The 24308-nt window shown below is 57.5% G+C and carries 23 protein-coding genes; 14 read left to right on the top strand and 9 right to left on the bottom strand.

Features of this window, described 5'->3' with window-relative positions; translation table 11 throughout:
* The 10 genes from G9C82_RS20480 to G9C82_RS20435 form a co-directional block, all read left to right on the top strand.
* Window positions 1–323, top strand: a 323-nt coding sequence (locus tag G9C82_RS20480; protein ID WP_206508227.1) for a hypothetical protein, incomplete at its 5' end; no start/stop codon positions are given.
* Window positions 324–330: 7 nt separating this feature from the next.
* Window positions 331–2406, top strand: a complete 2076-nt coding sequence (locus G9C82_RS20475; RefSeq protein WP_127015171.1) for a hypothetical protein — start codon at window positions 331–333, stop codon at window positions 2404–2406.
* A complete protein-coding gene (locus tag G9C82_RS20470) occupies window positions 2403–3245 on the top strand; it encodes a hypothetical protein (protein WP_127015170.1) in 843 nt (280 codons plus the stop codon). The genes G9C82_RS20475 and G9C82_RS20470 overlap by 4 nt, the downstream gene beginning before the upstream one ends.
* 2 nt (window positions 3246–3247) lie before the next feature.
* On the top strand, window positions 3248–4924 hold the full coding sequence (locus G9C82_RS20465; RefSeq protein ID WP_127015169.1) for a hypothetical protein: 1677 nt from the start codon (window positions 3248–3250) through the stop codon (window positions 4922–4924).
* On the top strand, window positions 4924–8190 hold the full coding sequence (locus tag G9C82_RS20460; protein ID WP_127015238.1) for a VirB4 family type IV secretion system protein: 3267 nt from the start codon (window positions 4924–4926) through the stop codon (window positions 8188–8190). The genes G9C82_RS20465 and G9C82_RS20460 overlap by 1 nt, the downstream gene beginning before the upstream one ends.
* Entirely contained in the window at window positions 8183–8560 is a 378-nt protein-coding gene (locus G9C82_RS20455; RefSeq protein ID WP_008313557.1) for a hypothetical protein, read from the top strand. Before G9C82_RS20460 ends, G9C82_RS20455 begins: the two co-directional genes overlap by 8 nt.
* Window positions 8557–9021 (top strand): hypothetical protein, encoded by a 465-nt coding sequence (locus G9C82_RS20450; RefSeq protein WP_127015237.1) that lies wholly within the window; start codon window positions 8557–8559, stop codon window positions 9019–9021. Before G9C82_RS20455 ends, G9C82_RS20450 begins: the two co-directional genes overlap by 4 nt.
* The gene (locus G9C82_RS20445; RefSeq protein ID WP_127015236.1) at window positions 9018–9755 is read left to right on the top strand and encodes a relaxase/mobilization nuclease domain-containing protein; all 738 of its coding nucleotides are present in this window, start codon (window positions 9018–9020) and stop codon (window positions 9753–9755) included. The genes G9C82_RS20450 and G9C82_RS20445 overlap by 4 nt, the downstream gene beginning before the upstream one ends.
* Complete coding sequence (locus tag G9C82_RS20440) at window positions 9752–11968, top strand: type IV secretory system conjugative DNA transfer family protein (RefSeq protein WP_127015235.1); 2217 nt, start codon at window positions 9752–9754, stop codon at window positions 11966–11968. Before G9C82_RS20445 ends, G9C82_RS20440 begins: the two co-directional genes overlap by 4 nt.
* Window positions 11969–13141: 1173 nt before the next feature.
* Entirely contained in the window at window positions 13142–13453 is a 312-nt protein-coding gene (locus G9C82_RS20435; protein WP_127015243.1) for a hypothetical protein, read from the top strand.
* Between the two features lie 2 nt (window positions 13454–13455).
* On the opposite strand, the gene G9C82_RS20430 is transcribed toward G9C82_RS20435, so the two are convergent.
* From G9C82_RS20430 to G9C82_RS20395, 8 genes are all read right to left on the bottom strand, one after another.
* On the bottom strand, window positions 13456–13608 hold the full coding sequence (locus G9C82_RS20430) for a hypothetical protein (RefSeq protein WP_154021066.1): 153 nt from the start codon (window positions 13606–13608) through the stop codon (window positions 13456–13458).
* Between the two features lie 632 nt (window positions 13609–14240).
* Complete coding sequence (locus tag G9C82_RS20425) at window positions 14241–15383, bottom strand: SOSS complex subunit B family protein (protein ID WP_127015234.1); 1143 nt, start codon at window positions 15381–15383, stop codon at window positions 14241–14243.
* Between the two features lie 1226 nt (window positions 15384–16609).
* Complete coding sequence (locus G9C82_RS20420) at window positions 16610–16762, bottom strand: hypothetical protein (protein WP_155120731.1); 153 nt, start codon at window positions 16760–16762, stop codon at window positions 16610–16612.
* Window positions 16763–16842: 80 nt separating this feature from the next.
* Window positions 16843–17208 (bottom strand): hypothetical protein, encoded by a 366-nt coding sequence (locus G9C82_RS20415; RefSeq protein ID WP_127015233.1) that lies wholly within the window; start codon window positions 17206–17208, stop codon window positions 16843–16845.
* A complete protein-coding gene (locus G9C82_RS20410) occupies window positions 17209–17346 on the bottom strand; it encodes a hypothetical protein (RefSeq protein WP_164734807.1) in 138 nt (45 codons plus the stop codon).
* A 70-nt stretch (window positions 17347–17416) separates the two neighbouring features.
* Window positions 17417–17572, bottom strand: a complete 156-nt coding sequence (locus G9C82_RS20405; RefSeq protein ID WP_164734806.1) for a hypothetical protein — start codon at window positions 17570–17572, stop codon at window positions 17417–17419.
* 23 nt (window positions 17573–17595) lie between these two features.
* Window positions 17596–17856, bottom strand: a complete 261-nt coding sequence (locus tag G9C82_RS20400; RefSeq protein ID WP_127015232.1) for a hypothetical protein — start codon at window positions 17854–17856, stop codon at window positions 17596–17598.
* An 82-nt stretch (window positions 17857–17938) separates the two neighbouring features.
* A complete protein-coding gene (locus tag G9C82_RS20395) occupies window positions 17939–18184 on the bottom strand; it encodes a hypothetical protein (RefSeq protein ID WP_127015231.1) in 246 nt (81 codons plus the stop codon).
* Between the two features lie 469 nt (window positions 18185–18653).
* On the opposite strand from G9C82_RS20395, the gene G9C82_RS21075 reads away from it, so the two are divergent.
* The 4 genes from G9C82_RS21075 to G9C82_RS20375 all read left to right on the top strand — a co-directional run bounded on the left by G9C82_RS21075 (window position 18654) and on the right by G9C82_RS20375 (window position 22061).
* A complete protein-coding gene (locus tag G9C82_RS21075; RefSeq protein WP_164734805.1) occupies window positions 18654–19016 on the top strand; it encodes a zinc-ribbon domain-containing protein in 363 nt (120 codons plus the stop codon).
* A 531-nt stretch (window positions 19017–19547) separates the two neighbouring features.
* Window positions 19548–19700: a hypothetical protein gene (locus tag G9C82_RS20385; RefSeq protein ID WP_164734804.1), complete on the top strand. Its 153-nt coding sequence runs from the start codon at window positions 19548–19550 to the stop codon at window positions 19698–19700.
* Between the two features lie 166 nt (window positions 19701–19866).
* On the top strand, window positions 19867–20994 hold the full coding sequence (locus G9C82_RS20380; protein WP_127015229.1) for a hypothetical protein: 1128 nt from the start codon (window positions 19867–19869) through the stop codon (window positions 20992–20994).
* A 260-nt stretch (window positions 20995–21254) separates the two neighbouring features.
* Window positions 21255–22061, top strand: a complete 807-nt coding sequence (locus G9C82_RS20375; RefSeq protein WP_127015228.1) for a hypothetical protein — start codon at window positions 21255–21257, stop codon at window positions 22059–22061.
* Between the two features lie 491 nt (window positions 22062–22552).
* On the opposite strand, the gene G9C82_RS20370 is transcribed toward G9C82_RS20375, so the two are convergent.
* Window positions 22553–23575 (bottom strand): hypothetical protein, encoded by a 1023-nt coding sequence (locus G9C82_RS20370; protein WP_127015227.1) that lies wholly within the window; start codon window positions 23573–23575, stop codon window positions 22553–22555.
* Between the last annotated feature and the right edge of the window lie 733 nt (window positions 23576–24308).

Genomic DNA, 24308 nt, shown 5'->3' with positions numbered 1-24308 from the left:
CGCTATTTGCTGGCTCGGCGATGGGCCAGACCGACGTCGGGAACATCTACTGTAACACTGCTGTCGAGGACGGCGTCAACGTCGTCTTTGGCGCACTGGCTGGTCTTGGCCTGCCAGCGACGATGGTATTCGTCGGGCGCAGCGGCCTGTCGTATATGCGGGCTTCTGGCAACCCGAACCAGCAAAACGAGGCCCGGCGAGACCTCATCCTCTCGCTGGTCGGCCTCGGCGTCGTCGTGCTGGCAATCGTGGCTCCAGAGCTTATCACGAAGTTCGGGGACAACGTCGGTTTCGGCTTCTCTGACTGCGTGACGCCATTCTGAAGATACGATGCCATCACTCCGCTCACTGCTGATGATCGCGGCCCTTTGCTCGCTGCTCTCGACAGCCGCAGCTGCGGGGCCTGCGTCCGCTGGTAGTAACCCAGTCCAGATTGAGCGGGGGACAGCACACTCCTACACCGACGCGAGTCACGGTGGCGTGGGGGTACTCCAGCAAAACGCCACCGCACCGAATGGCTCCAACCGCAAGGGAACACAGACGAATCGCACCGAAAACAACGACTCCAGCGTCCGAGACCCAATAGGCAACGAGACAGCAGGCAACAGGACAACAGCCAACGGAACCGAAGGCAACGAGTCTGCCGACCAGGGACCAGCGGCGAACCAGACAGATGTGAACAGGTCCGTCGAACTCGGAGCAAGGCGGAACCTCAGCGCGAAAGTCTCGTGCTACGAGAACGCCTCGAACCCGCCGGCCAATGCGTCAGTGGGAGAAAACGCGACGGCGGGTGTCCTGCCCCCGAACCGGTCCTACAACCACAACCACACGTTCTTCCGTGCGCTGTGGTCTGGCGACCCCGATCATCCGAACCTCACACGGGCTGACCGGGCTGAGGCTGAGAACGGCACGCTGGCCGTCCTCCCCTCATGCACGGGAGATATGGTTTCTCGCGAGCCCTCAAACACAACACTGTGGAACCGGCCCGAACACGACTCGTTCCGGACTGGCATCGAGAACGCCTCGTATCCAGTAAACGTCACGGACACTCGCTCTGGACTCTGGATTCGTGACGCCTACGTCGCGTTCTTTAGTATCGAGCCATCGACGGTCGTCCACAAAAAGTCGGGTACGGAGCGTCTGGTCCGTCCGAACGGGACCGTGCGTGCCATTCACGACTACCGGGTAGTCATCTCGGAGTTCTTCGAGGACGACTTCCGCGTCCTGAACACGTCGACGAACACGACGCTGTACGCCAACGGCACTACGATGGACAACAGCACTGCCGCCCAGCCCACGCTCAACTACACGGAGATCAACGGGACCACCGAACTCCAGTTGGTCACGACGATCTCGACGAATATCTCGGAGATAGGCGATGACGAGATTGACGAGTACGAACTGACGGTCACGGACTCGCGGACGGTCCGGGTGGAAAATCTCTCCGAGCGGGAGATGGTCGTCGAGCCCGGCGTCGTCCCCAACGGCAGAGGGGCCACGACCGACGACTATCGCATCGGGACCGTAATCCCCGGCAGCTGGCAGAGCGTCCAGTTCGACGCGGGATACGAAGTCCAGAGCAAGTGGCGGTTCTACACCCGCTCACCGCCGGGCTGGGCGAACTGGTCGGAGAACACGACGACCCCAGTACGACCACTCGAAACCCACGCTGTCCGAACCACGGAAGGCCCAGAGGTCACGGTCAACCGCGTCCAAAATGAGAGTTCCGACGGCTGGCGGTTCGTGCCGTCGCTCGAAGCGACGTATCCGACGAATGCGACTGTGAACACGACGGCGAACGCGACCAACAGGACGACGCTCCCGCCGGAGATTCGGATCAACCGTTCGGAGACGTTCACGACGGCAGATCGGTTTACGATTCGGAGTGCGGAACAACTCCGAACAGAGAACTTCGAAATCAACGGACTCGTCCGTGGGAACAGCATCGAACAGCCAGCGGACTCGACGAACCCGACGCCAATCCGCGAGGTCAATATCACCTCCGAGGTCGTCAGCTCGACTGATAACTCGACAGACCTGCTGGTCCGGGTCGAACCGACGGCTGGCTTCCCGATTGCGGCGGGGAACGTCACTGTCGCAACGGGACAGTCCCGGGTCGAACGGTCACTGTCTGGCGATGATGAGATTTCGGTCACCGTTGACCAGGGCGAAGTCTCCTCGGCGATAGTCACGTATCGCCCGGCTCAGATCTGGTGGGAGCAAGGGCGTGCTGTCCCGGTACGAGACACCCAAGAGCGGGTCGCCTACGAAGTGAACCTCCCAGACCTTGCGGAGTTCATTGACCTCGCTGTAGTGACGCTCCTGACGGTGTTGCCGGCTGTGCTGGCGCTGTATGGCTACGACGTCTGGACGAGAGGCAAATTTGTTGGTTGGTATAATCCATGACAAAGCAAGATATACCACGAAACAGCAGTATCGACCGCAGAACAGTGCTTGGACTCCTTAGCGGGGGTCTTGCCACGCTTGCAGGCTGCAGTGGCGGGCTGTCTGATAGCAGTGACGGAGACAGTGGAAGTGCCGGTCCGCCAGAAGAGCAGTCCGACTACATCGAAGAGACGAAAATTAAGGTGGTGAGAAATAATGAACTGGCCTTAGAAGTCGCCGTAACCGATGAGATTGACCCGTCATCGGTCAGTATCATCACAGAGTCCGGGCGAGAGTTCTCCAGCGATTACTTTAGTTCTGGTGAGACTCGGACCAGCCTATTGCTAACAGAAGGAGATGATAACAACGAGCCATTGCCCCGGGGCCAGCACACACTCTATTTCCGTGGGGATGGTGTCGAAACTGAAATTCCACTCGAACTGGGCACTACGTTTGAGTTTGAGAAAGTCGTCCCTGGGACTGAGCACGAAAAGATCCGCGACGATAGCTTGGGGGTGGTTGTCCGGAATGTGGGCCAGCGAACCGGAGCAGCGGTTCGGACAATCCTCAATGGAGAAAGAGACAGCAAACCGTTCGAACCAATAGAACCAGGTGAAACCGGTATTGTCGAATTTACTTTTCTCCTGAAAGACCGCGCACATTGCGTAAAAGTCGAAGAAACGACTGTAAGAGAAGAGGAATTGGCTGTTGGATTCCTCTGGAGTGACCCGGTTACTATCACCCAACCTATCAAATACACCGACAGGTTTGACAGCACCGGTAACGGGTGCAAACGAACCCTAGCTGGTGAGCCAGAGGAAGTCACTGCTACCTCAGTAGAGACGGAGACGGAGACGTAGCAATGCAGTCGGGAATTGCTGGGGATATCGTGAAGGAAATCGCTGAGAGGCTGATTAGAGAACTCTCATCGGCAATTGCAGCTGGTATCAGTGGCTTCCTCGATAACCTCAGAACAGACATAGTCGAGTATCTGAGCGGGTTTTTCCGAGCCATTATCGACCCGATGGTGCGGACGCCTGCTCCTGAAGGGCCGAATTCAGCAGCCCCCGTCGACATTGCATTTGAGTCTGCGAGTAATGCCCCGTGGAACTCGCTAATCTCAGGCATCTACTTCGACGCAATTGTTGGTTTAGCTCTTGCTCTCCAGTTTTCTGTTCTGGCGATGATTGGGCTCAGGTACGGGTCAATGAACCCTGTTATCCGGAAGAAACTCCTACGTCGCCTCGGAGTTGCCTTCCTTTCGTTGTTCTTCTGGCTCCCTGTGGCCTCACTGGGGACTCAGTTCTTCGACGCTATCGGCAAAATCATCTACCAAACCGGTCAGTCCGACAAAGAGATCGCCGCAATGATCGGTTCAGTTCAAGAAATCGCTTCGTTCAGCCTTGGAATATTCCTTGTCCTCATTGTTGTCGGACTGTACGTCTACCTCAAGGCGGCGTTCATCTTCATCACTCGGTGGCTGCTGGTCTTCCTGCTGACCCTCTCGATGCCGCTGGTTGCGACGTTCTGGGCAGTGGAAGTCTGGCCGCTGAACCGCTTCTCGGGACTGGCGAAACAGGTCGCCGGCGCGTACCCCGGAGTCCTCGCTGCAGGCATCCCGCCTGCAATCTTGATCCGCATGAGCTTTGAAGCGACAAACTGGGGACTGGCTTCTGAGCTGTCCCTGTTCATCAGCCTCGTGACGCTGTACTTGGCGGCAAAGTCCCAGAAGGTCCTCATCCAGCGCAGTAGCCGCGTGGCAATCCAAGTCAGCGAACAGGCCCTTGCTGGTGGGAAAAAGCCCCTCAAGATCGGTGCGGCGGCTGGTGGTGCGGCGGCGACAGCCGGCGCTGGCGCGGTCGGTGGCCCCGGCGCAGCAATGGCGACAGGTGGCACGATTCGAGCTGCCTCAAGCGCTGCAAAAGGGCGCGTCGGCAGTGCTGCCACGGGTGCTCAGATGGTCCACCGCCAGATGGCAGCTAACCCCGCTGGCATGAAGAGCGGTTCTAGCGGTTCCGGTGGCGGCAGTAGTCCCAACGGCTCCGGAGGTGGCGGCAACAGTGGTTCCGGCGGCAGTGGCTCAGGCGGTGCAGGCGGTTCCGCTCCGCCTTCTGGCGGCGGCAGTGGCAGCAGCGGGTCTGGTGGCTCACCGCCCTCTGGCGGTGGGAGCGGGTCCGGTGGAAGTCCCCTCAACAGCAGGTTCACCAACGGTGGTTCGTCCGGCTCGTCCGGCTCGTCTGGCTCGTCCGGCTCGTCTGGCTCGTCTGGCGACTCCGAGAGCGACGACACCTCAGTAAGTGAACCCCAGACCAAGATGGAGCGCCAGACGCAGATCAACTCTGGCGATACCAGAGTGTTCGAGTCTGAGGCTGACCCGCCGTTCTCCGACGATGACTTCGACGAGAACGATACCGAGACCACTGACTCCGATGAGTCCGAGTCGTACGACTCGCTCAAGGATGTGTTTGCGACTGATGACGATATATTAGGGCCGGATGTGTACCGCGACGGCTTGCCGCATAAGGAGGATGACGACTAATGGCTGACTCAGAAGAAGAGTACAACACGAACATCATCCACGAATCGCTCGGTGATTCGACCAACTTCTGGGGCGACTACACACTCGGGGAACTCATCTTGTTCCTCATCCCGCCGTTTGGCTTCCTCGTCGCGATGGGGATGCCGTTCGTGCCAGCAGCGCTGTTCTTCCCAACGTTGGCTCTCACAGCGGTCGTGGAAGTCTTCCTCTACATCCTGCACAAAGTCCGGCCAGATCACTATCGCCTGACTGAGTGGCTGCGGGTCAAACTGTTCTGGCTCGTGAAAAAGCGTCAGTACACTCACGGTCAGGGCAATCAGGATACCCGCCAGGTCACGCGACTAGAGCGGGTCATGCCCCACGGCATTGAGCGCGTCGACGGAGCGTACGTCGGCGCGGTCGAGGTCGAGCCCGCCAATATGTCGCTGCAGGACGACGAGAAATGGGACAAAGCCGTCAAGTCACTCACACGCTTGTCCGAGTCACTGACTGGCCGGGCGAAACTCCACGTCACGACGGCCGAGGTCGACAACGAGTCCCACATACAGGCACACGTCGACCGACTCGACGACCCCGACGCGGAGAGCCATTCGATCTTCCGAGGGGTGCTCATGGAGTTCGTCAACCGCTACATCGACGACAGCGGGAATGTCGAGACTGAGACTGAACTCCAGCGCAAGTACTACATCGTCGTTTGGGTGACTGACGACGACATTCACGACCTCCAGATGAACAGCGACTCCATCGCGGATTACCTGACTGGGATACCGGTTATTGGGCGGCTGTTCACTCGGTTCGACAGTGACACGCTCACTGACGCCGAGCGAGAGGAGTTCAAGGCCAAGAAGCTCCACGACCGGCTCGAAACCGTCGACAGAGCAGTCAACAATATGTTTCGGTGCCGTAGCCGGTCGGTCAGCCCGCATGAACTGGCGCACTTGACCGAGGACTACTGGGCCTGTGAAACCCGGTCGGAACGCGAGTACGAAGAGGCGGCCTCCGTCTCTCCGGTGACGTACTCCGCTCGGGAACTCATCAAGCACGGCAAGGGTGCCACAGCCCATGACGCTGCGGAGGGCATGGACACCGACGACGTCGGTGGGACCGACTACGAGGTCGACGAGACTGACTTCGTCTCACAACTGCACCGGCCCGGTGAGAACCACCGGTCATTGGTCGCGCCGACGGATATCGAGTGGGAAGCCGACCACGCCCTCATCGACCAAGAGACGTACACACGGTGCTTCTGGATCGAGACGTATCCCGAGCATCCGACCAGTGGAATGCTAGAGCAACTACTGCTGGATACGGACCTCGCTGTGGATGTCTCAATCCACATCGACCCATACGACGCTGATACAGCAGTGTCGGTGATGAAGGAGTGGATCTCCTCGCTGAAGATGCTGCAAAACGACAAAGGAGAGTTGGAAGCGGAGGATATCGAACAGGAGGTCAACCAGGCAAAGTACATCCGGCAGATGGTCCGGCGGAACCACACGTCGCTGTTCCGTGTCGGGGCGTTCATCCGCCTCACTGCGGAGACCGAAGAAGACCTCCGGAAGCAAACGAACCGGCTCGAAACGCTCCTGCGAGACTCACCGTCGAACTGCGGCGTCAAGCGAACGACCCGCCGGCAGGAAGCAGGGCTGGTGACTGTCTCGCCGATCGGGGCCAACGAACTCGGGCAAAACCGGCTTTCTTCGATGACCGGGGAAGCACTCGGGTCGCTGTTCCCGTTCTCGTCGAACTACCTGCGGATGGAGGACGGCATCGAGTACGGACTGCACGGCCACAACGACTCCTCGCTGTTGATCGACCCGTGGGAACTGGAAACCGGCCACTCGGAGCTGGTGACTGGAATGCCCGGCGGTGGGAAGACCCACGGCACGCAGGCTCGGGCGATGCGGATGCTGAAAAAACGGTCGGACGTCAAGCAGATCTACATCGACCCAGTCGGGGATATGCACGGCAGCGCGAAGATGCTGGACGCAAAGACGATCACGATCAGCGGCGAGACGCCGTTGAACCCGTGCGAGATGCATCCGACGCCGCCGCATGTCCTCGAACAGTCCCCGGATATGCAGCCCGTCTCAGCGAAGAAAGACGAAGTGTACGGGGTCATCGAGAACTTCCTGCAGTCGCGGGATGTCGATCTGGAGATGCACAGCGGCCTGATCACGTTCCTGATCGACAAGATATTCACTGAATCGGATATCGACCCAGCCGACCCGTCGACGCACACGCCGGAAAACTCGCCGGACCTGAGTGACTTCCTCGAAGTGGTCGACCGCCTCCAGGAAGAGCCAGAAATGTTCCCCGGAGCGACAACGGAGTCCTCCCAGCAGAAAATCCAGCAGTACGCAAACGAACTCTCGATTGCGCTGCATCCGTTCCGCCCGGGGAGTACGTTCGGCAACCTCTCGAAAGAGTCGGACCTGCGGCTGATCGACGACAGCAGCAAGGCCGTCTATCTGGACCTCCAGCAGGTCGAAGGCTCGGGCAGTGGCCTCGGCAAGCAGTCGTTCATCATGCAACTGCTGCTGAGCACGCTGTACCAGCAGGCCAAGAATATGCAGCAGAAGGTCGAGATCATCATCGACGAAGCTCACTACCTGTTCAACGACGACGCGAACTTGGAGTCGCTGAACCAGATTGCGCGGCACCAGCGCCACGCCGGACTCCGGCTAGTGATGCTGTCCCAGACGCTCTCTGAGTTCGAGGACAAGGGAGCCGCTGAGGAAATCGCGGGAATGTGCCCGATCAAGGTGCATCACCGCGAGCCGGAACTGGGCGACGAGACGGCAACAAGCGCCGGACTAACGGACGAACAGCAATCCTACATCCAGCACGCCGAAGCCGGCAAGGAGTCACTTGGCGACGGCCAAGGCTACTCGCAAGCGTTGGTTCGCGTCGACGAACATGGCGATTACCCGCTGACGATCAAGACGTCGTGGGAGGAAAAGCAGATCATTGACCTCGACGCTGACGCGGAAGATGCGCTTGACGTTGTTGCTCACGAGGCCGACTCCCGCGCTGCTGACTTCGAAGAGTTCGTACGCTCGAAGGCAGTCGAGCAAGAGCTAACGAATCACGGATTGTCCCCTGAGAAGGCTGAACACGTCCTCAACGGACTCAGCGAAGACGAGTTGGTGGACGTGGTGTCTGTAGCACTTGACCAGACACAGCCAGAAGCAGTTGTCGCTGACGGTGGTATCGAGACAGAGACTGATGCGGAGTTCGACACTACGGAGAATTCAAATGAGTAACGTCATCTCGATTCGATTGAACCCAGAACAGGGAGAACAGGTTGTAAAGCAGGCGCAGAAAGCAGATGAAAAGCTATCGGAGTACGTTCTGAAGGCTACGGAACAGCGCATTGACCGTGAGTTGAAAGAGCAACGAGCCAACGAATTGAATCTTGAGTCGGAACTTGATGATTTAGCAGATATTGTCGCAGCAGAGGTTGACGGAGCAACAGACATTGACACGGATCAGGAACTGTTCTACTCGGTCGCTCTGTGGGACTTAATTTCCTCTGAGTTCCCGGCAGACAAGCGCGCTGCTGCGATGGAAGGAGCGTCGGAGAAAGTCCAAGAAGAGGTTGAAAGCATCCGAAACAAGGAGGGTCAGGAATGACTGAGAGAGACACTCTACTCCAGATTTACACCACCGAAGCGTACAAAGAATGGTTTGACCAGTTGGCTGACGATGCGGGGACATCTACCTCGGAATACGGACACAAGGTTATTGAGGACCACATTGACCGGGAAACTGGAGAGAACCAGTATCGTCGGTACGACACTGATACGAGCATAGAGCTACTGCTGGAAGAGGCACAGCGCGAGGTGAAAGAGCTGGTAGCGGAGTTTGAGTCTGGAACAATGGAGGAGGTGAAGACCATCCAGGAGGTCAGAACAGCATACACCATTGCGATCTGGAAACTGCTTCAAGATAACTACTCAGCTGAGCAGCGACGGCTTGCGCTGAAATTTGCTGGTGAACACGTCGGACAAGATCCGGGTCTTGAATCGAGAGCCGAAGGCGACTCTGAGTCAGATGCCTCGACTGCTGCTGAATCGGCAGGTGAGAGTGCATGATGCTGAAAACAGATTACCGAGAAGGTGGTGCAGGGAACCTCGTCGACTACATTCAGCGTGATCGCGAACAGGATGCCGGAGCGACAGTTGACCTACGGAATCCCGCTGGCCGAGAACTGTCCGACCCAGAAGTAAATCGATTCGTCGACAAGAGCCGCGAGTTCGGATTCCAGCGGCACATGATCGTCTCCCCTGATCCTACGGGACAATATTCGCCAGAGGAAGTCCGTGCCAACACTCGGGACTTCATGAACAGTGAGTTTGCCCAGCAGCCGACGACTGACTACGTGTATGGGGTCCACCGAGACACAGAGTTTCCCCACGCACACATCGCGGCGACTGGCGAGCGCGCAGAGTTGGAGATGGATCGGGAAGATATCCGAGAGTTGCGCGAACAAGCAGCGACCGCGTATGAAGAGCCCTCCCGGACGAGGGACCCAACGACTGCCGCTCGCGATGCTCCGGAGAATCCCGGTCGGGTCGTGGATGAGGAAGCACGGGAGCAGTACCACGAGGCAGAACTATCGCTGAACCCCGAAGCAGAAAAAGCGCTCAAGCGGGCGACTGAGAAGAGTCAACAGAAAGACGTCGGACAGCCCACGGCTGAGAAAGCAAGCGATGAGCGGCAAACTGAGCCACTCTCAGAACAGCGTGAGGAACCGCGCGACGCTGACGCCGAAGCTGCCCTCAAACGCGAGCAGGAACCCGAGCGTGAAGTTGGGTGGTGGCAGTGAGTTCTAGTTCTTCTGCACCACCAGGACAACGCTCCGGAGAGGTTCCGAATAGTCTCAAGTACGACAACGTCGTCGGGTTCGTCTGGGCCGGGTTCATGCTGTTGTTCCCGCCAATGATCGTCGACAGCGACAAGGTTCTCCCAAAGCGGTTCTGGGCGTGGCGCTACATTTACCTCGGCTTTGGACTGATCAGCGCGGCGTTCTTCTACGACGTGCTTGTCCAGACACCCAGCGCAGCGCTGTTGTTCCCGTTCGCTCATGTCCTAGCTGCCGTCTCAGTGGGGACACTGTTCGCTGGCTTCACCGTGCCCGGCCTGTCACTGCCGATGGTCTCGTACTCGACCACGGTGATCCTGTATGCCATCTCAATCGGTATCGTGTTCTCTGGGGAACTACTCCGCCGAACGTCGCCGGAAATGCTCGCGATGAACCAGTGGGACCACGACGACGGGGAGTCCGTCGTCCCGCTGGAAGAGGTCTCTCACGAACACGAAGAGGCCGAAATGCCGTTCACGCTCGATCAGGATGTCTCCACAGCCGTCGTAGGGGAAACTGGGAGCGGGAAGACGTCGATGATGAAGCTGCTGGCCTACCAGTTCCCGTACTACAGTAACACGGCAGTCATCGCTCACGACACCGGCGAGGACTTTCAAGCATTCTACGAGGAGTTGGGCTTCGACGTTCAGCGCATTCGGCACGAGGATAGCGACGTAGTCTGGAATCTGTTCAAGGACGCCGATTCGGAGTCGGACTTCCGCGAGGTCGCCGGCGCGATCTTCGGCGAAGCCGACGGCCACGACCCGTTCCACCGGCCCGCCAAACAGACCTTTGCGGAGATGCTGATGTACCTGCATCTTAGCGCACAAAAGAACAATCGCCGTCACGCGCTCTGCCACGCCGATATCGTCTCGCTGCTCAACGAGGGTCATATCGCGCTCAAGAAAGCCCTTGACGAGTTCGACCGGCTGGATTCTGGTCATATCGACCCTGACAAGGGGAAAGGTGCACAGAACGTCTACCAGACCATCAAGGAGAACGTTGACCCCGTCTTCACCGGCGACTTCGGGGACTACGGAGAGTTCTCCCTGCAAGAGTACATCGAGAACCCGGAGGGTCGAGTCCTCATCATTGACTCGAACCCGACGGAACTGGAAACGCTCGGGCCGATGTACCAACTGCTCGTAGACTGGTCGATCCGCTACGCGATGAATGCCTCGAACCCGACGGTCCATATCCTCGACGAGATTGACGCGCTGCCGGCGCTCACTCAAGTAACGAATCTTACGGCGCGAGGCCGGAAACACAAGGCTCGGGCACTGGTCGGCGTACAGACAATCGGCCAGCTCAAAGACACATACAGTACAATCTCTGGCATTGTCGGCAACTGTCCACAGGGGGTTTACTTCGGGCCGGGTGACACTGAGTCGACGGACTTCATCCTCGACGAACTCGGCGAAAGCCGTCAGTACGACCGGTCGGAGATGGTGTCGATGAGTCACCAGGGGCGCGGCGAAAACCCACGAACGCAGGCTCGGGACACGTACAAAGAGAAGGACAAAACGCCGGTCACCTCTGGCTTGCTTCGAGACTTCCAGCCCGGTGAGTGCGTTGCCGTCTCACGAACGACGTGGGTCCACGGCCAGTCCTACGAACTGGCTGATGTTCGCGACAGCCTCCCGGCGCAAGGTGCGGAGTCGCCGGGCAGTTCGGAGCTGGAACCCACTGAGGATGACACCGACATCGAGAGTGACAGCTGGTTCTCGTTTACTCGGGCCCGACTCGACGATGTGCTCTATGGGTCACTTGGTGAGACCGAAGATGATGAGTCCAGAGACAGTGGCCCGGATCGTGACCCCGAAGTCGAGCCAACCGCCGACGCGACAGACGGGTTGGGCGACGACGAGTCGACCGACCCACTCGACCAGACAACAGCAAACACTGCCGTCACGTCTCCGGACACAGACCACCCAGACCTATCAGATTCAGAAGATGAGTATGACGGTGGCGATCACGACCAGCAGTCCGACGACAACACTGGAGGACTCTTCTCTGAGCCGGACCCAGATCCCAGCTTAGGTGGGACGGAATCTGCCCAGCAGGAAGGCGGTGAATCACCTACTGAATCAGATGCAGAGGGAGACTCAAACGAGACTGAAGAGCGGGACGAAACTGAGTCAAAAGAGGAGGAGCGTGACGTATCTGAGTTCATGTAACCCGCCGTTGTGAACTCGTTCCCCTGTATAGAATATCTAATAATTTTGTGCTGTTCTGCGACTGTAATTCTCTCTACTACGTTGGCAAGAGTGGATTGCAAGTACGCCTGCCTCCAATTCTATCAAATTTCAATACTTATCTTTATTGCTATCATTATATCATTGAAATCGCAAGACGGCGGCGGTTTTGGCCCGGTTTGAATCACCGACAGTGAATTACCACCCCCCTGAAACAAACCCAAACCGCAAGACGGCGTGGGTATAATTCACCGGTTACCCCCGATTAGTTACACTCTTTATCTTGTCCTCTGGTGATTCAGTCGTGAGGCAGGCGCTGGAAACAGCGATGCATAAGAAATAGAATATAATCGCCGGTAACGAGCGACGGAACTCGGATAGAGTAAAGCCCGCCCACTCAGACGCCGGCTATATTATTGGAGAACAGATATGTCTCGCCTCACTCCCCAGAGTCCGACCGGGACTGCTCACGGCGGGCCAGCCCAACCGAGCGTCATGTGAGTCCACTGCCCCACGCACGTCGCCGGCCACCGACGTCCAGGGCCACGCCGATCACGACCACACTCGAACTGAGCCAGTGCTGGCAGACCCACGCTCGACCCTCGCTCACTTCGGCCCCTCCGTGGCGCACAACCCGACAGTCACCGGTCGGCGGCCACACCACCTTGTCCGGAGCTTTGTATCCGATTCCCGACAGGTACAACGCGCCTTGTTTTCCCGTCTTCACGATATCGTAATTTAGTGTGGCATTCAGCCGGGGAACCGTCCGATTCCCGGCGGGGATCGCGCCCGCCACCGCAGGCACGATTGGACCGGCGTGAGGCGCGCGACCGCGCCGAGCGCAGCGCCCCGTCGTCCGAGTGAGCACCAGCGAACGAGGACACGACAGACGACCAGCGGGAGTCTGTCAGTGGCGTCGCGCGCTGGGACGTTCTACCAGCCATCTACTAAGCCCAGCCATTGCTGGCAGACCCACGCTCGCGACACGTCAGGGGGTAGACTCACTTCGCTATTGATCGTCGATGATCGGTGCCGGTCTAGTCCCTGCACAAGCGATTTAACCGATGCCGATAAAGAGCGATTGAAGCGATTTTCATGTCAAAGACACATCCATCTCCAGAGCGGCGGCTACCTAACGAGCGAATCGTTCCGTCAATGACTACTATCGGCCCGGTCGTTGACGAAGTCGTCGAAATCGCACAGCACAATCTTAAGCGTCCGATCTCGGTCAAGATCTGGACCTGGGAAGACGGGACATTCAAAGTTCGTGCCAAGCACTGGTATCCAGCTGGGACCACGGCCCGGTACGGCCACCGGTCGGTAATCCAGTACCACAGCGACCGTGAAGTCGTCAAAGGATACCTGCTGGAAAAAGACACAGAAACAGATGAAGAATCACTCCTCCTAGAAATGAAACTCGACAAAATCAGTGATCCAGTCCCACGAAAAAATGAGAAGGGCGACTAACCCTATTTGTCCATTACGAACCGGTAGCACTTCTCACACAGCCGGTCGAACGATTCCTCACGCTCGCTATCATAGAACGACCCCAAGCGCATTCGCTCGTCATCGAGGAAGGTATTGAACACCTTCTCGCACCGCGGACATTGGACGTTTCCCACATTTCTCACCTCCTGTGACCCCTTCTCGGGCCGCCACCTGCCTCCGGCCGCACAAAATCCACGCCGGCGGGCAGCGGCATCCGAGCGCTCCCCGACGCTTAACCAACATACCCGCGATCACCCGCCCAACGTTGGTTAAGACCGCTGCGCCACTTTCCCCGACGCCGGATCTCGACGAACCAGCCACGAATGCGGTTCCCGTCCACTTCCCGGCGGCAGGCCGGGATCGCGCCCGCTACCGCAGGCACGATGGACCGCCGCGAGGCGCGTGATAGCGCCGAGCGGAGCGTCCCGTCGTCCTCGTGAGCGACAGCGAACGAGGGCTCGACAGACGACCAGCGGGAGTCTGTCGGTGGCGTCGCGCGCTGTCGCGACCCACCAGCCACTCAGCCCCAGTTGCTCCCGGGCCGGCTGGCCAACGCTCACGCACACACCAGCACATCGGCTCTCTCACAGCCGCCACCAGACTGACCCACGTTGACGCGCTGGTGCGGTGGCGTGCCAGTCCGTGCGCGCGGTTGTCTCGCCGCCGCCCGCTGTGCCGGAGGCGGCGGCGAGGCCGCGTGCGCGAGCACCGTCGCACCGCCCGAGGAAGCCCCCCGCTCAGTGGGGGACGCCCTCGCTATCGGGCGTTAGTCTGCTTTGGAGTGGACGAGACCCTGATGGGTGGCGGCCCCATGCTCAGTGTCGAACAGGTCCGAACACTCAGGACAGCGGGCCTTCCCGAGCGTCACGGCGACCGCGTGGTCAGTGTCCCGCTCGTTGGCCCACTGATGGGTGTCTGACTCGGCTTCCCATGACGCCACCGCCGGGCTCTCACCCGAGGAGCCGAACATACTACTCCCGTGTCCAGTGGGCGCGGGACCGTCGCCGCGCTCGATGACGCACATGAGCGTGTCGCTCGTGACAGCCACCGTCTTGATACCGTTGTAGTCGTCGGGCTTGCCCCCGGAAATCCGAACTCTGTCGCCCTCGTGGAGCGTGCGGACCATCTCGCCGCCGTGCATGGACTTGCCCCAGACCGTGACCTTCGCACTCGTTCCCTCGTCGTCCTCTATATAGAGGACCTGATACTGATTGCGGGCGTCTGGCTCCTCAATGATGTGCGTGACTTCGCCCTCGACCGTACACTCGTAGCCGTAGGGCGAGACATCCGCGATAGGCGTGGGGACTTGCAGTTCGTCACGGGCGTCCCTGAACACGGTAAAGGAAGCCTCATACAGGCTGTTACAGTCGCCCATCTGCCCGGACACAAGGGCGGCGAGTCGGCGGCCTGCTGCCGCTCGTGACAGACTAGTTTTGTCTGCCAGCGTCGCGGCCTGCTGGTTGACTCGCGCCAGCGTGTCGCGGTCCATCCACTGCCGGGGGTCAGCCGGGGAGCGGAACCCATCAGCGCGTTCGGTTTCCGCGTCGGTGAGCTGGCGAGCCGAGGCTTCGCGGTCGGCACCGTCGACGTGAGCGCGTGCGACCTCGGAGTGTCGGGCTTGCTCGGCTTCTCGTCCGTGGCGTTCTTCCTGCTGTTCCAGCGTTTCGCCAAAGCGTCGGTCCGGACCAACCTCGGTCGAGCGGGTCCAGTCGTATGCCTCCTCCTGTCGGGCGTAGAAGTTGCCACGGCTATCGCTACCCCGATTCATCCTGAAATCGAGTTCGTCGCCGTTCTCTGTCTCTGCGACCGCCTCTAGAAGCTGTTCGGGGCCACCCTCAACGTGGGCCGAAAGGGAAACCGTCTGGTTGCTTGCCGATGCTTTCTTACCGCTGGAATTGCTAGCGTACATTGTCTTTCTCCATCCAACGGAAAGACACTTGTCGGGTGCTCTAACACCCGATTTCTGCGGCGTGAAACTGCCCTGCCAGCGCCGCGTGCGTCGTGTCTTTCCGTACTTAATGGCATGGGTGCCGGCTACTTAAAGATAACGGACTATTTGTATTGTTTCAAGTGCAATATTCGGGTGTCTGAGTGGTTTCTAAGCGGCGTCTTGTATTTCGCGTTTCGAGGGAGAATAGTATATAAAGACCGTAGGTGGTTGACACCCCGGCAGGCGGTCCCATCGTGTGCGGTTGCGGTGAGCCAGCATCCCGCGCGGCCAAGCGAGTGCCGGATGGGTGAAAGCCCGGCAGCGCAACGCCAGTGAGCAGCCCGGAACACAGCGACTGCAAGGAGCGTCCTCGTTCCGGCGAGGGAGCGCCGGCCGCGAGGGTTCCTCACCCGGATCGCGCGCGACTCCGACGCGTGCGTTCGGTTCTGCTGTGTTGTGCCGTAGTAGTCGGGCGGGACCGAAAGGGGCACGCCGCTGGCGCTTGTTGTAGTCGGGTCAGCGACCCCTATCCGCGTGCGGTTTGCGCGGATATGTCGCTGAGCGACCGCCAGCGGCGTGGGGCTTTCAAGATGTGCTGGTCCGACACCGAGTTTGTCGTCGCGACGTCATTCAGAGTAATCCCGTCGAAGCCAGTGGTCCCCCCGAGGTCAGTCGTGCCGCCGAGGTCAGTAGTCCCACGAGTCCTGCCATCCGAACCGTCGGCCCCCTCAACACCGTCGCGAGTGCCACACGACTCGCCTCCAGGGCCAGCAGTGCCAGAGACCACTGCCGGCCACACACGAGACACACGTCACTCGAACCCTCTCCGCCGGCCATCGGTCCACGCACCGGCTCCGCCAAGAGCGAGCGTGCCGCCCAGCGGCGGCTGCCCGGCGGTCAGGCGTCACACCAGCCAGCCACCCGTCTCTGCCCGGCCGTCAGTCCCACGCCGACACACGCTCGTCTCTCGCGCTCTCAGCCCGCCTGCCAGCCCCACGCTGCTATCCACCAGTCATACCTCTGTATCGCCCGGCCGTCTGCTCCACGCTGCTATCCATCAGGCATCCGTCTGCTTCGCCCGGCCGTCTGCCCCACGCTGAGAGGGACCGACTCCCAGCGCGAGTGCAGTCGTGTCCCTCTCGTCTCCAACCGCGCGCGACTCCGACGTGCGCGTCGTCACTCCTCGGAAACGCAGACCAGCAGTCCTACATCACCTGCTGGTGGCCCTCCGCGCAGGTGACGACAGGCTCGGTGCGCGGGTCACGAGCGCGTGGGTCTGCCTCGACGTCGACAGTCTCGGTCTTGACAATATCTGCGTCGCAATCCTCGTTCGGGCACGAATCTGGCGTCTCTGACATGAGTTCCTCACCCGCCAGGAACACACAAAAGTACGCACACGAGGTCCGTCTGACATCGAGCCCGCTCTAGAAGCTGGTGTCTACAGGAGACGAGCGAGGGACTGCTTGAGACGACCCTTCACACCGGATGATGCAACGACTTCAATCTCGACGACACAAGAGCATAGTAGCAACAGCTCGCCACACGCGGGGCATTCCTCGTAGTCGCACAACCGATGATGTATCTCGCCGTGCTCGACACCACACGCAGGACACGACTGGTCGCGCCACCGTTCGAGGTCGACGGTAACGCCCCGTTCGTTGCTCTGGAGGACTTGTAGCTTGTACGTGAGATACTGGCTGCCCTCGCCCCACGGGATCGGGTCGGAAGCCACCCCATTGACGTAGTAACGCTTGTCGACACACGCCGACGCCGACCGTGGCCGGCGGCAGTCAGGACAACACATCTATTTCTCACCCCGTGGACGCCCCGCAAAAACTTCGCCACTCGTCTGTGCCTGCCGGTGCTGGGCACGAATGTCCGGTCGGTCGTCGGCTTCGGTGCTTGGAGACTGTTCGTCGACGGACTGCTGTTCGGTACTCATAATCGGGAAAACCCCTCACCCTCTCGGGGGAACACAAAATCATCAGTACGAATATACGACCGACGGGGACTCAGGCCTCAGCGACGTCCCAGACAGAGAGATGACCGCTGGAACAGACGCCGGCGTGACGCCCGACAGCCATGCAGGGCCCGTACTCTCCGTCGACACACGCGATGCGCTCGGCGTCGAAGATCGGCGCGTCGCACACGTCGGTTCTGCAGGTCATATACTGAGACGAGTCACTGGACATCACGCAGCGCCCGCCATCGCTTGGTGACGGAGCTCACTTTCGTCTGGTAGATCCCAGCCGTGGTACTCGCGAGCGATGTGGCGTGCTCGCTTGACGGTGACCACGACGCCGGCTGCTGGTGACTGATGCGCCTCAACGCGCTCTTTCAGATATGAAGGATGGGTGCGTGTGTACGTGCCAAAGCCGAGGCTGTCTGGCCCGCTCTGAGTCATGACGGCGTAGCCCTTCAACTTGGTCTGGATCGCGTGTTTTTTCGACATAGCTGGTAGTCAAGACGCTCTCTCTGGAACGCCTCTCGCCCGGTAGAGGCTCACAAAATACGGGCGAGTCCGCGCCGTTGGGCTAGGATTGCTCTAGTGGCTCGACCCACTCGGGAGCGCAATCGTGTGTGCCGCCGTAGATCGAGTTGTCGGGATACTGGTCGTCGTCAGCCTCGACAGAGACGATCACGTTGCCGCCGGAACACGAAATTTCTGTAACGGTTCCGACGACTGCATCGAGTGGGCCGTCTCCGTCACTCCAGTCGGCTCGGACACGATCGCCGCGGTCGAAGTTATACTCCTCGAAGGAAGGTGCTGTCGTACTCATAATCTCCTCCGGCCACGAGGGAGACACAAAATGACTCGTATGCCAGCCAGAGTGCTGATAGGTTTCGCCGAGAGAAGAAGAACTGATAACCGAATTGCGGGTCCGGAAACCCGATGGCTGGACGACCGTCACGTTTCCCGATGAAGTTGCGACGATCTCGGTTGTCGGTGGGAAGGTCGACGGCCAGCTGTGCCTGACTCTCACCGCCGAACGGGAGGATGGTCCCCGTCTCGTCGAACTCGGTATTCTTGATATCGCCCCCCGAGAGACCGGTCCCGCCATCCGTGGGACAGCGTCCTCTGGAGCAATCGTTCCGTCACTGCATGGTCAGGTGGATCAAACCTGCCGTCCCTGTGGACTGTCACCCGTCCTCCGTGGGCGTCGCCGTGACGACAAAAGGGTCAGCCTTCAAAAGAGTTCATGATATACTATTGTAAGACCACAAGCTATTACGTCAGATAAGTCATATGTGAGTTATATAGTCTATGCAGTAGTTGGATTAACAATCCAGTCCATATTAGCGGTGTTTGTTGCTGGAGATGCCTCCGATAGAGGGCTTAGCGGTAGGTTTTGGGGAGCAATTACGTTTATCTCTGGGATTCCGGGGATTGTGATCTATCTCTTGTTGCGTCCCGATAGAAGCCCTGATATCATCTATGTCTGTCAAGAGTGCCGCACAAAAAACCCCGAAGAAAATAATTTTTGCTCGGAGTGTGGGACTGAACTGAAGGCGGAACAATCGAAAGACGAAGAACAGTCAGATGATGTAACTGAAAAGAAGGAAAGCATGAGCATCACTGAAGCTGTCAAATCTGGTTTCGGAATGTGGTGAAGACATAAACGAACCGTTTCGGTTAGGTCATATGCGGGGTCTCTATCAGGCTTCGGAACTAGGATTGCCCGTCGCTCCGCTTGTGGGTATGCGCTCTCAAGCTCACTCGGCCACCCATGTAAGGAGGTTCCACTTCTATGAAGATAGCCTTCAACGCGGAGCGTATTATGTACTCATTTGCGACTGTAGACTCGGACATTGATGTATTAGCCGCTTTCGTCAACAACGAATGCTCTTGGAGTGTCACAGTTCTCGGTGAGAGGTGTCGGTGACTCATGCATTGAAGAAACGTAGTGCTCAGCACCTTCCTATACCTTGGAATTCAAGGCCACCCGTACATCGTCCGAGGCAATGTTTCAGGCGCTTTTGACCGAATTTACATTCTGTAGGGCTTTGAGCTGGTGGACACAGTCTCCAAACCCTGCCGCTTCGCACGTGACGCTTTCTGTGACAGGTTCTAGTAGGTATTCAGACGGTTTGAATATAGGGCGCCCCCAGAATTATTGAAGGGCGTCTTGTAATGTGTCGTCAATGACTGACGAAGACAAAGATCCCTACCTCATCGCCATTACCGATACTACGTGCGGCTGGCCAGATGAACCTAACCACGAAAGCACTGTTGTCGGTGGCCAGTTCGGGAAAGATTCGTTCACAGAAGACCCACGCAACGACGAGGAAGGGTAACTGAAGCTCTCCGGATTCTACTTTCAGTGTGCGGCTGACCACTATGTGCGTGCTACACAAACAAATAAATAAGAAGAACGAAAACCCCCGGATGTAAAAAGGCGGAATCAGAAAGACCCGATAACAACCCAGCACTATGAATCTCGATCCCGACCGGTACCGAGACATGAGCAAACGGGAAATCCTCCGTGAACTCATCGAACACGTCGCTACCTCGGAAGAAGACCACGAGGACAAGGAACACCGGAGCGGGAGTTCTACCGATCTCAACCTCTATCTGCTGGACAACCAGGGGTTCGAGATAGGGTCGCTCGACGATCACATCAACCACATCACCCAAAGTGAACGGGTTCGTGGGCACGCGAAGAATTTCGTCGAAAAGTACACGTTCTCAGAGGAGACGTTGGGTGACGACACAGCGATTGTCAGCGTGACCGTCCCGAAGAAGTCACGCACGGACGAGGCTGTGTGGATTGCTCACGGAGAGTACATCTGGGTGCTCACGACTGTGCGGCAGAAGTGGCGCAAGAAGACAATAGAGAACCTGATCAAGTACCTCCCACAGGTCGAACGACTGTATCTTTCCTCGGACTATCTGGATGCAGTCACCGATGAAGACGTCATTCAGGACTCCTACCTCTCCGGATTCACGGCAAAATACCATGCCCCATACGCGGAGCGGAAAGCAACACTCCAGTTTCATGGCGGGCGCGAGGAAGACCTCGAAAAAGCGGAGAGATACTTTGATGCGAAGCCGACTCGGATAGAGTTCGATCAAACGAACAGTCCCACAGCAGCAATCCAAGGATCGAGTACCAACGATGGGCGCCTCTCGTTACAGTCCGTGGTTCGAGGGTCGCAGGACAAAGCTGTGGACACTCTCCTGAGTGTTTCCGAGGAGTACCAAGAACTGGACAAGGCCAGCTTCGAGATCGAACACGCGCCAACACACAGGAGCACAAAAAGCGGGTTTTCCGTAGACGGATTCACTGCGATTGAGCTGACTGACCCGGATCGGAATGCCGAGTCAGACGAGTCCCTGCTTGAGGAACTCAAAGAGAACGTTCTAAACGGGAACCAGTACCGATTCGGAGAGCGGGAGCGGGATACGCTCCGAGTGTACGACACGCACCACGACGAGATATTCGATCTTGCTGTCGAAGGCCCGAACATAATCGTCTACCCGCGTGAGACGACGACGTCGATGAGTCTGAGAGACATTGTGCAGGAGATATTCGAGTACGACTCGACGTACTCTCAAGAGAAAGTCGAGAATCCGGTTGCCTTACCCTAGTATAGATGTCAGGAGCGCCAGAAGTGGATCGGCAATTGAGAGAGAAGCAAACCTACAATCTATTTTACAGTTCTCTTACAGCTCGCGCGTCCCCTTGCCTCACTGACCACGGATGGCGTGTCCCAATCAAGTTCGGCGAGATAGACGATCCGTACGCTGGTGTTGTGGCCAGACCCGACTTTGTATTGTACGACGGGGACACGTGCCTGCTCGTAGAAGTCAAATCAGGGGACAATATTCGAGATCGAGATATTGGCCAGATGGAGCGCTGTGACCAGCTCAGTATTGATGGGGTCGAAAAGGAGCTGGAAGCGGCGGAAGTTCAAGACAAAACCCCGTACGATGGGGAAGTTCAGACTATTGATCACTGTATCGTCTATCACGATATCGATGAAGAGTGGGTTGAGCAGTGCAGGAACGAGTGGGAAAACTGTCAGGAACAACTCGAACGACTAGAGCAGGAAGCGGCAGTTCTAACACAGGACTTCGGTGGCACGTTGCGTCGTGTTGCTGGAGAGTTCGAGTCTGGGCGTCTGCAACATCGGTTTGAGGATGGTGTTGAGCTCCCCGAGAATCCCAAGGAAGAATTTGTGTTGACTGAGCAGATGGAAAAGGAGATTCTGGCTGTGGCTATCTGTGGGATTTGGGGTGAGCAGGCAGTTGGCTACGATGATGCAGTGGAGGTGAATGTGAATCAAATCCGTGATTACTTTGCGCCGACATTCAACGTTCCTCCGAAGCGGGTGAACCGAGTGCTGTACTATCTGACTGAAATCGATGCTTGCGACCATGTTGAGGACTTAACGTACGAATTCTCCCGAGATCATATCTCTGAGGTTTTGAGCATCATCGGAACAGTTCGTGATCAGCGTGTTGAGGTAGTTCTGGATGATGTCGGTGAGGATCATATCCCGGATGAACAGCAGGCGACACTCGATATGGTGTCGGACGAAGCCTTGACCAATGGTGGTGACAATGATGAGGAGGTTGTCGGTGATGGTGAAGGCGAGGAAGACAGTGACGACGGTGAATCGGAAAGCGAAGATGGGCTGGATAATGGCTCGTGACAGTTTTATCGGCAGTCCGTAAAAAATGCCATTCCGCAGTGTGTCATAGAATACGTCCCACGGCCCCTACTTGGTAATTATACAGCCCTAAATTCGCTCTTGAGCCCGTGTTTTCTCCATTCAGTATTTTTATTCAAGCTCTAAACCGTGAATGGTACTTGTTGAGAACTATTGTATGACAGGCTCTGGACTGTTGATGCGGAAGGCCACACTAGTAATTAAAACTAATTCGTCAAAGTACCGCTTCAGAGGAAGTGATGCTGAACTCTCAAAACTACCTCACGCCATCAGAGGGGCTGACCGGAGTTAGAATTGGGTTTTATACCAATCAAATTCATTTGTGACCGCTTTGTGAGTCCTCTCATCAAGCTTAGTTAACATTTGGAAATATGAACTAATCGGCCTCTCGACTAATTCAAACTCTGACTACCTCTGCTGTCTGCGGTGCTACGTCTATTAGTCGCTGAATCCACCACTCAGTTTATTCTCTCTCATAGTCGCTCCCACGGAAAGAAGCCATTCCGCTCGCGATAGGCACTGATCTGGTCCTGAAACGCTTGTTCCTGGAAGTCTGGCTCGTCGCCGTGGATATCCTCCGGTGAGACGCCGTCGGGGAGATGCTCATAGCCTGTGACTTCCTCCGTGTCATCCTCCTGGTCGGACTCGTGTCGGTGCTGTCCACACTCCCTGCAGGTCCAGATCAGCCGGTCAAGATGCGGGTGGCACTCGAAGCCATCGAGTCCGTGAGATTCGTGTCCCGTCACGGCGCCACACTGGCGACAGTGGAACCCGATACCGACTATTTCCGGTTCGGCTCTTGCCTGATGGCGCTTCACAACGCCGGGAACAAGCCAGTACGTCCCATCAGCCTCTCGGAACTCATCCGTGAGCTGCTGGAACTCCGAGCGGTCGGTGACCGGCGACCCGTCCTCGAGATAGATCCGTGGCTGGACGTCGTCCCCATCCCCGTCCCAGTTGGTCTGTTCGTCGGCTGTCTCCAAGAGCGCCTGTCCGGGTTTCTCGTCGATCGTGGTTTCGGTCGGCAGGTCGGGCCAGCCTTGCGTGAGAGTGGCGGCTGGCTCGGTCCCAAATGCTGCTCGACACTTCACGGTTCCATGGGAGACGTCCTCGCCGCTCGCGATGCTGTCGGAAACGGAGAAGGCCGCAGCGCCGAGGGCTCGTGCATGGAAGTCAGTGTTCGCTTCAACGAGCGCCAGAACAACCCGCCCGAACGTCCACTCTCCAAGTGGGCTGCTATCCTGATCGTCGGACGAAGTCTCGGAGACGCCGGTTTGAGCGCAGAACGGACACTGGCGTTCATCCCGGGGAATATCCTGTCCGCAGGTTCTACAGGTGCGAGTCTCATCCTCTGTACGGTCGGGATACTTGGTGGATTCGAGGACTCGTTCCCGTCCGTTTCCCCTCGTTTCAGGGTCGGAACTCGCGGCCCCGAGGATATCAGCGGGATCGTACTCAGGATTCCGGTCAGTCACACGCATGGTTGCGTTCGTCATCGTATTTAAACCTCGGCCCCGAGGGAAGCACAAACCGACAGGGAGCGAGAGTCTTGCCTGATCTAGTGAAACAGTTGTCGACCTGATGATGTTGTCACTGGTTGCCGTGCAAAATGTAGAGCTTGAAGTCAGCACTGTAGCTTTGTTTGTTCCAGATGTGTTCCGCTGATTCATCTACCCGACAGGTCCACATCCACATGAATAGCGACTCAGAATGGAACATTAGAACAAGCAACTATATTGAATGGGGTATAACAAAAAATATGGGAAAAGATCTGTATACATTCTATTCTCACTGCAAAGACAGTCTGTCAAAATTAATGGGTGAGATTGAAAATAGTCTTACTGATGACAAAATAGGGTTCACAGGCCCGAGTCAACTCCCTGCTGCGCATTCAAGTGCAATCAGACGTGTAGAGAATTCAAAATCACTGAATAATCATAACCTCATCTGGCTACGAAATGCAAATCCTCACCGTTTGGGGTACATTATTAGCGAATTTGCTGCTGGAACCGTTTACGGCTACGAAATACGGATTCCAAGTCGTCATACCAGAGCGAAAGACATCATATCAGAAAAAATCAACTCGTTTGAGAAAATATATTATACTAAAATCAAATCCTCTGAGACTCATCATGTACCATTCTCCTATGATCCGAGTCAAGACTTTAGCACGGAGCCAGATCGCTAAACCCGTCACATAGTTTTAAGCACTGCATTGGCCGTTCCAAC

This window comes from Haloarcula sp. R1-2 (assembly GCF_011627385.1).
Taxonomy (GTDB): Archaea; Halobacteriota; Halobacteria; order Halobacteriales; family Haloarculaceae; genus Haloarcula; species Haloarcula marismortui.
Note: the sequence above shows the minus strand (reverse complement) of the source record. Positions and strands in the feature narration are given on the sequence as shown.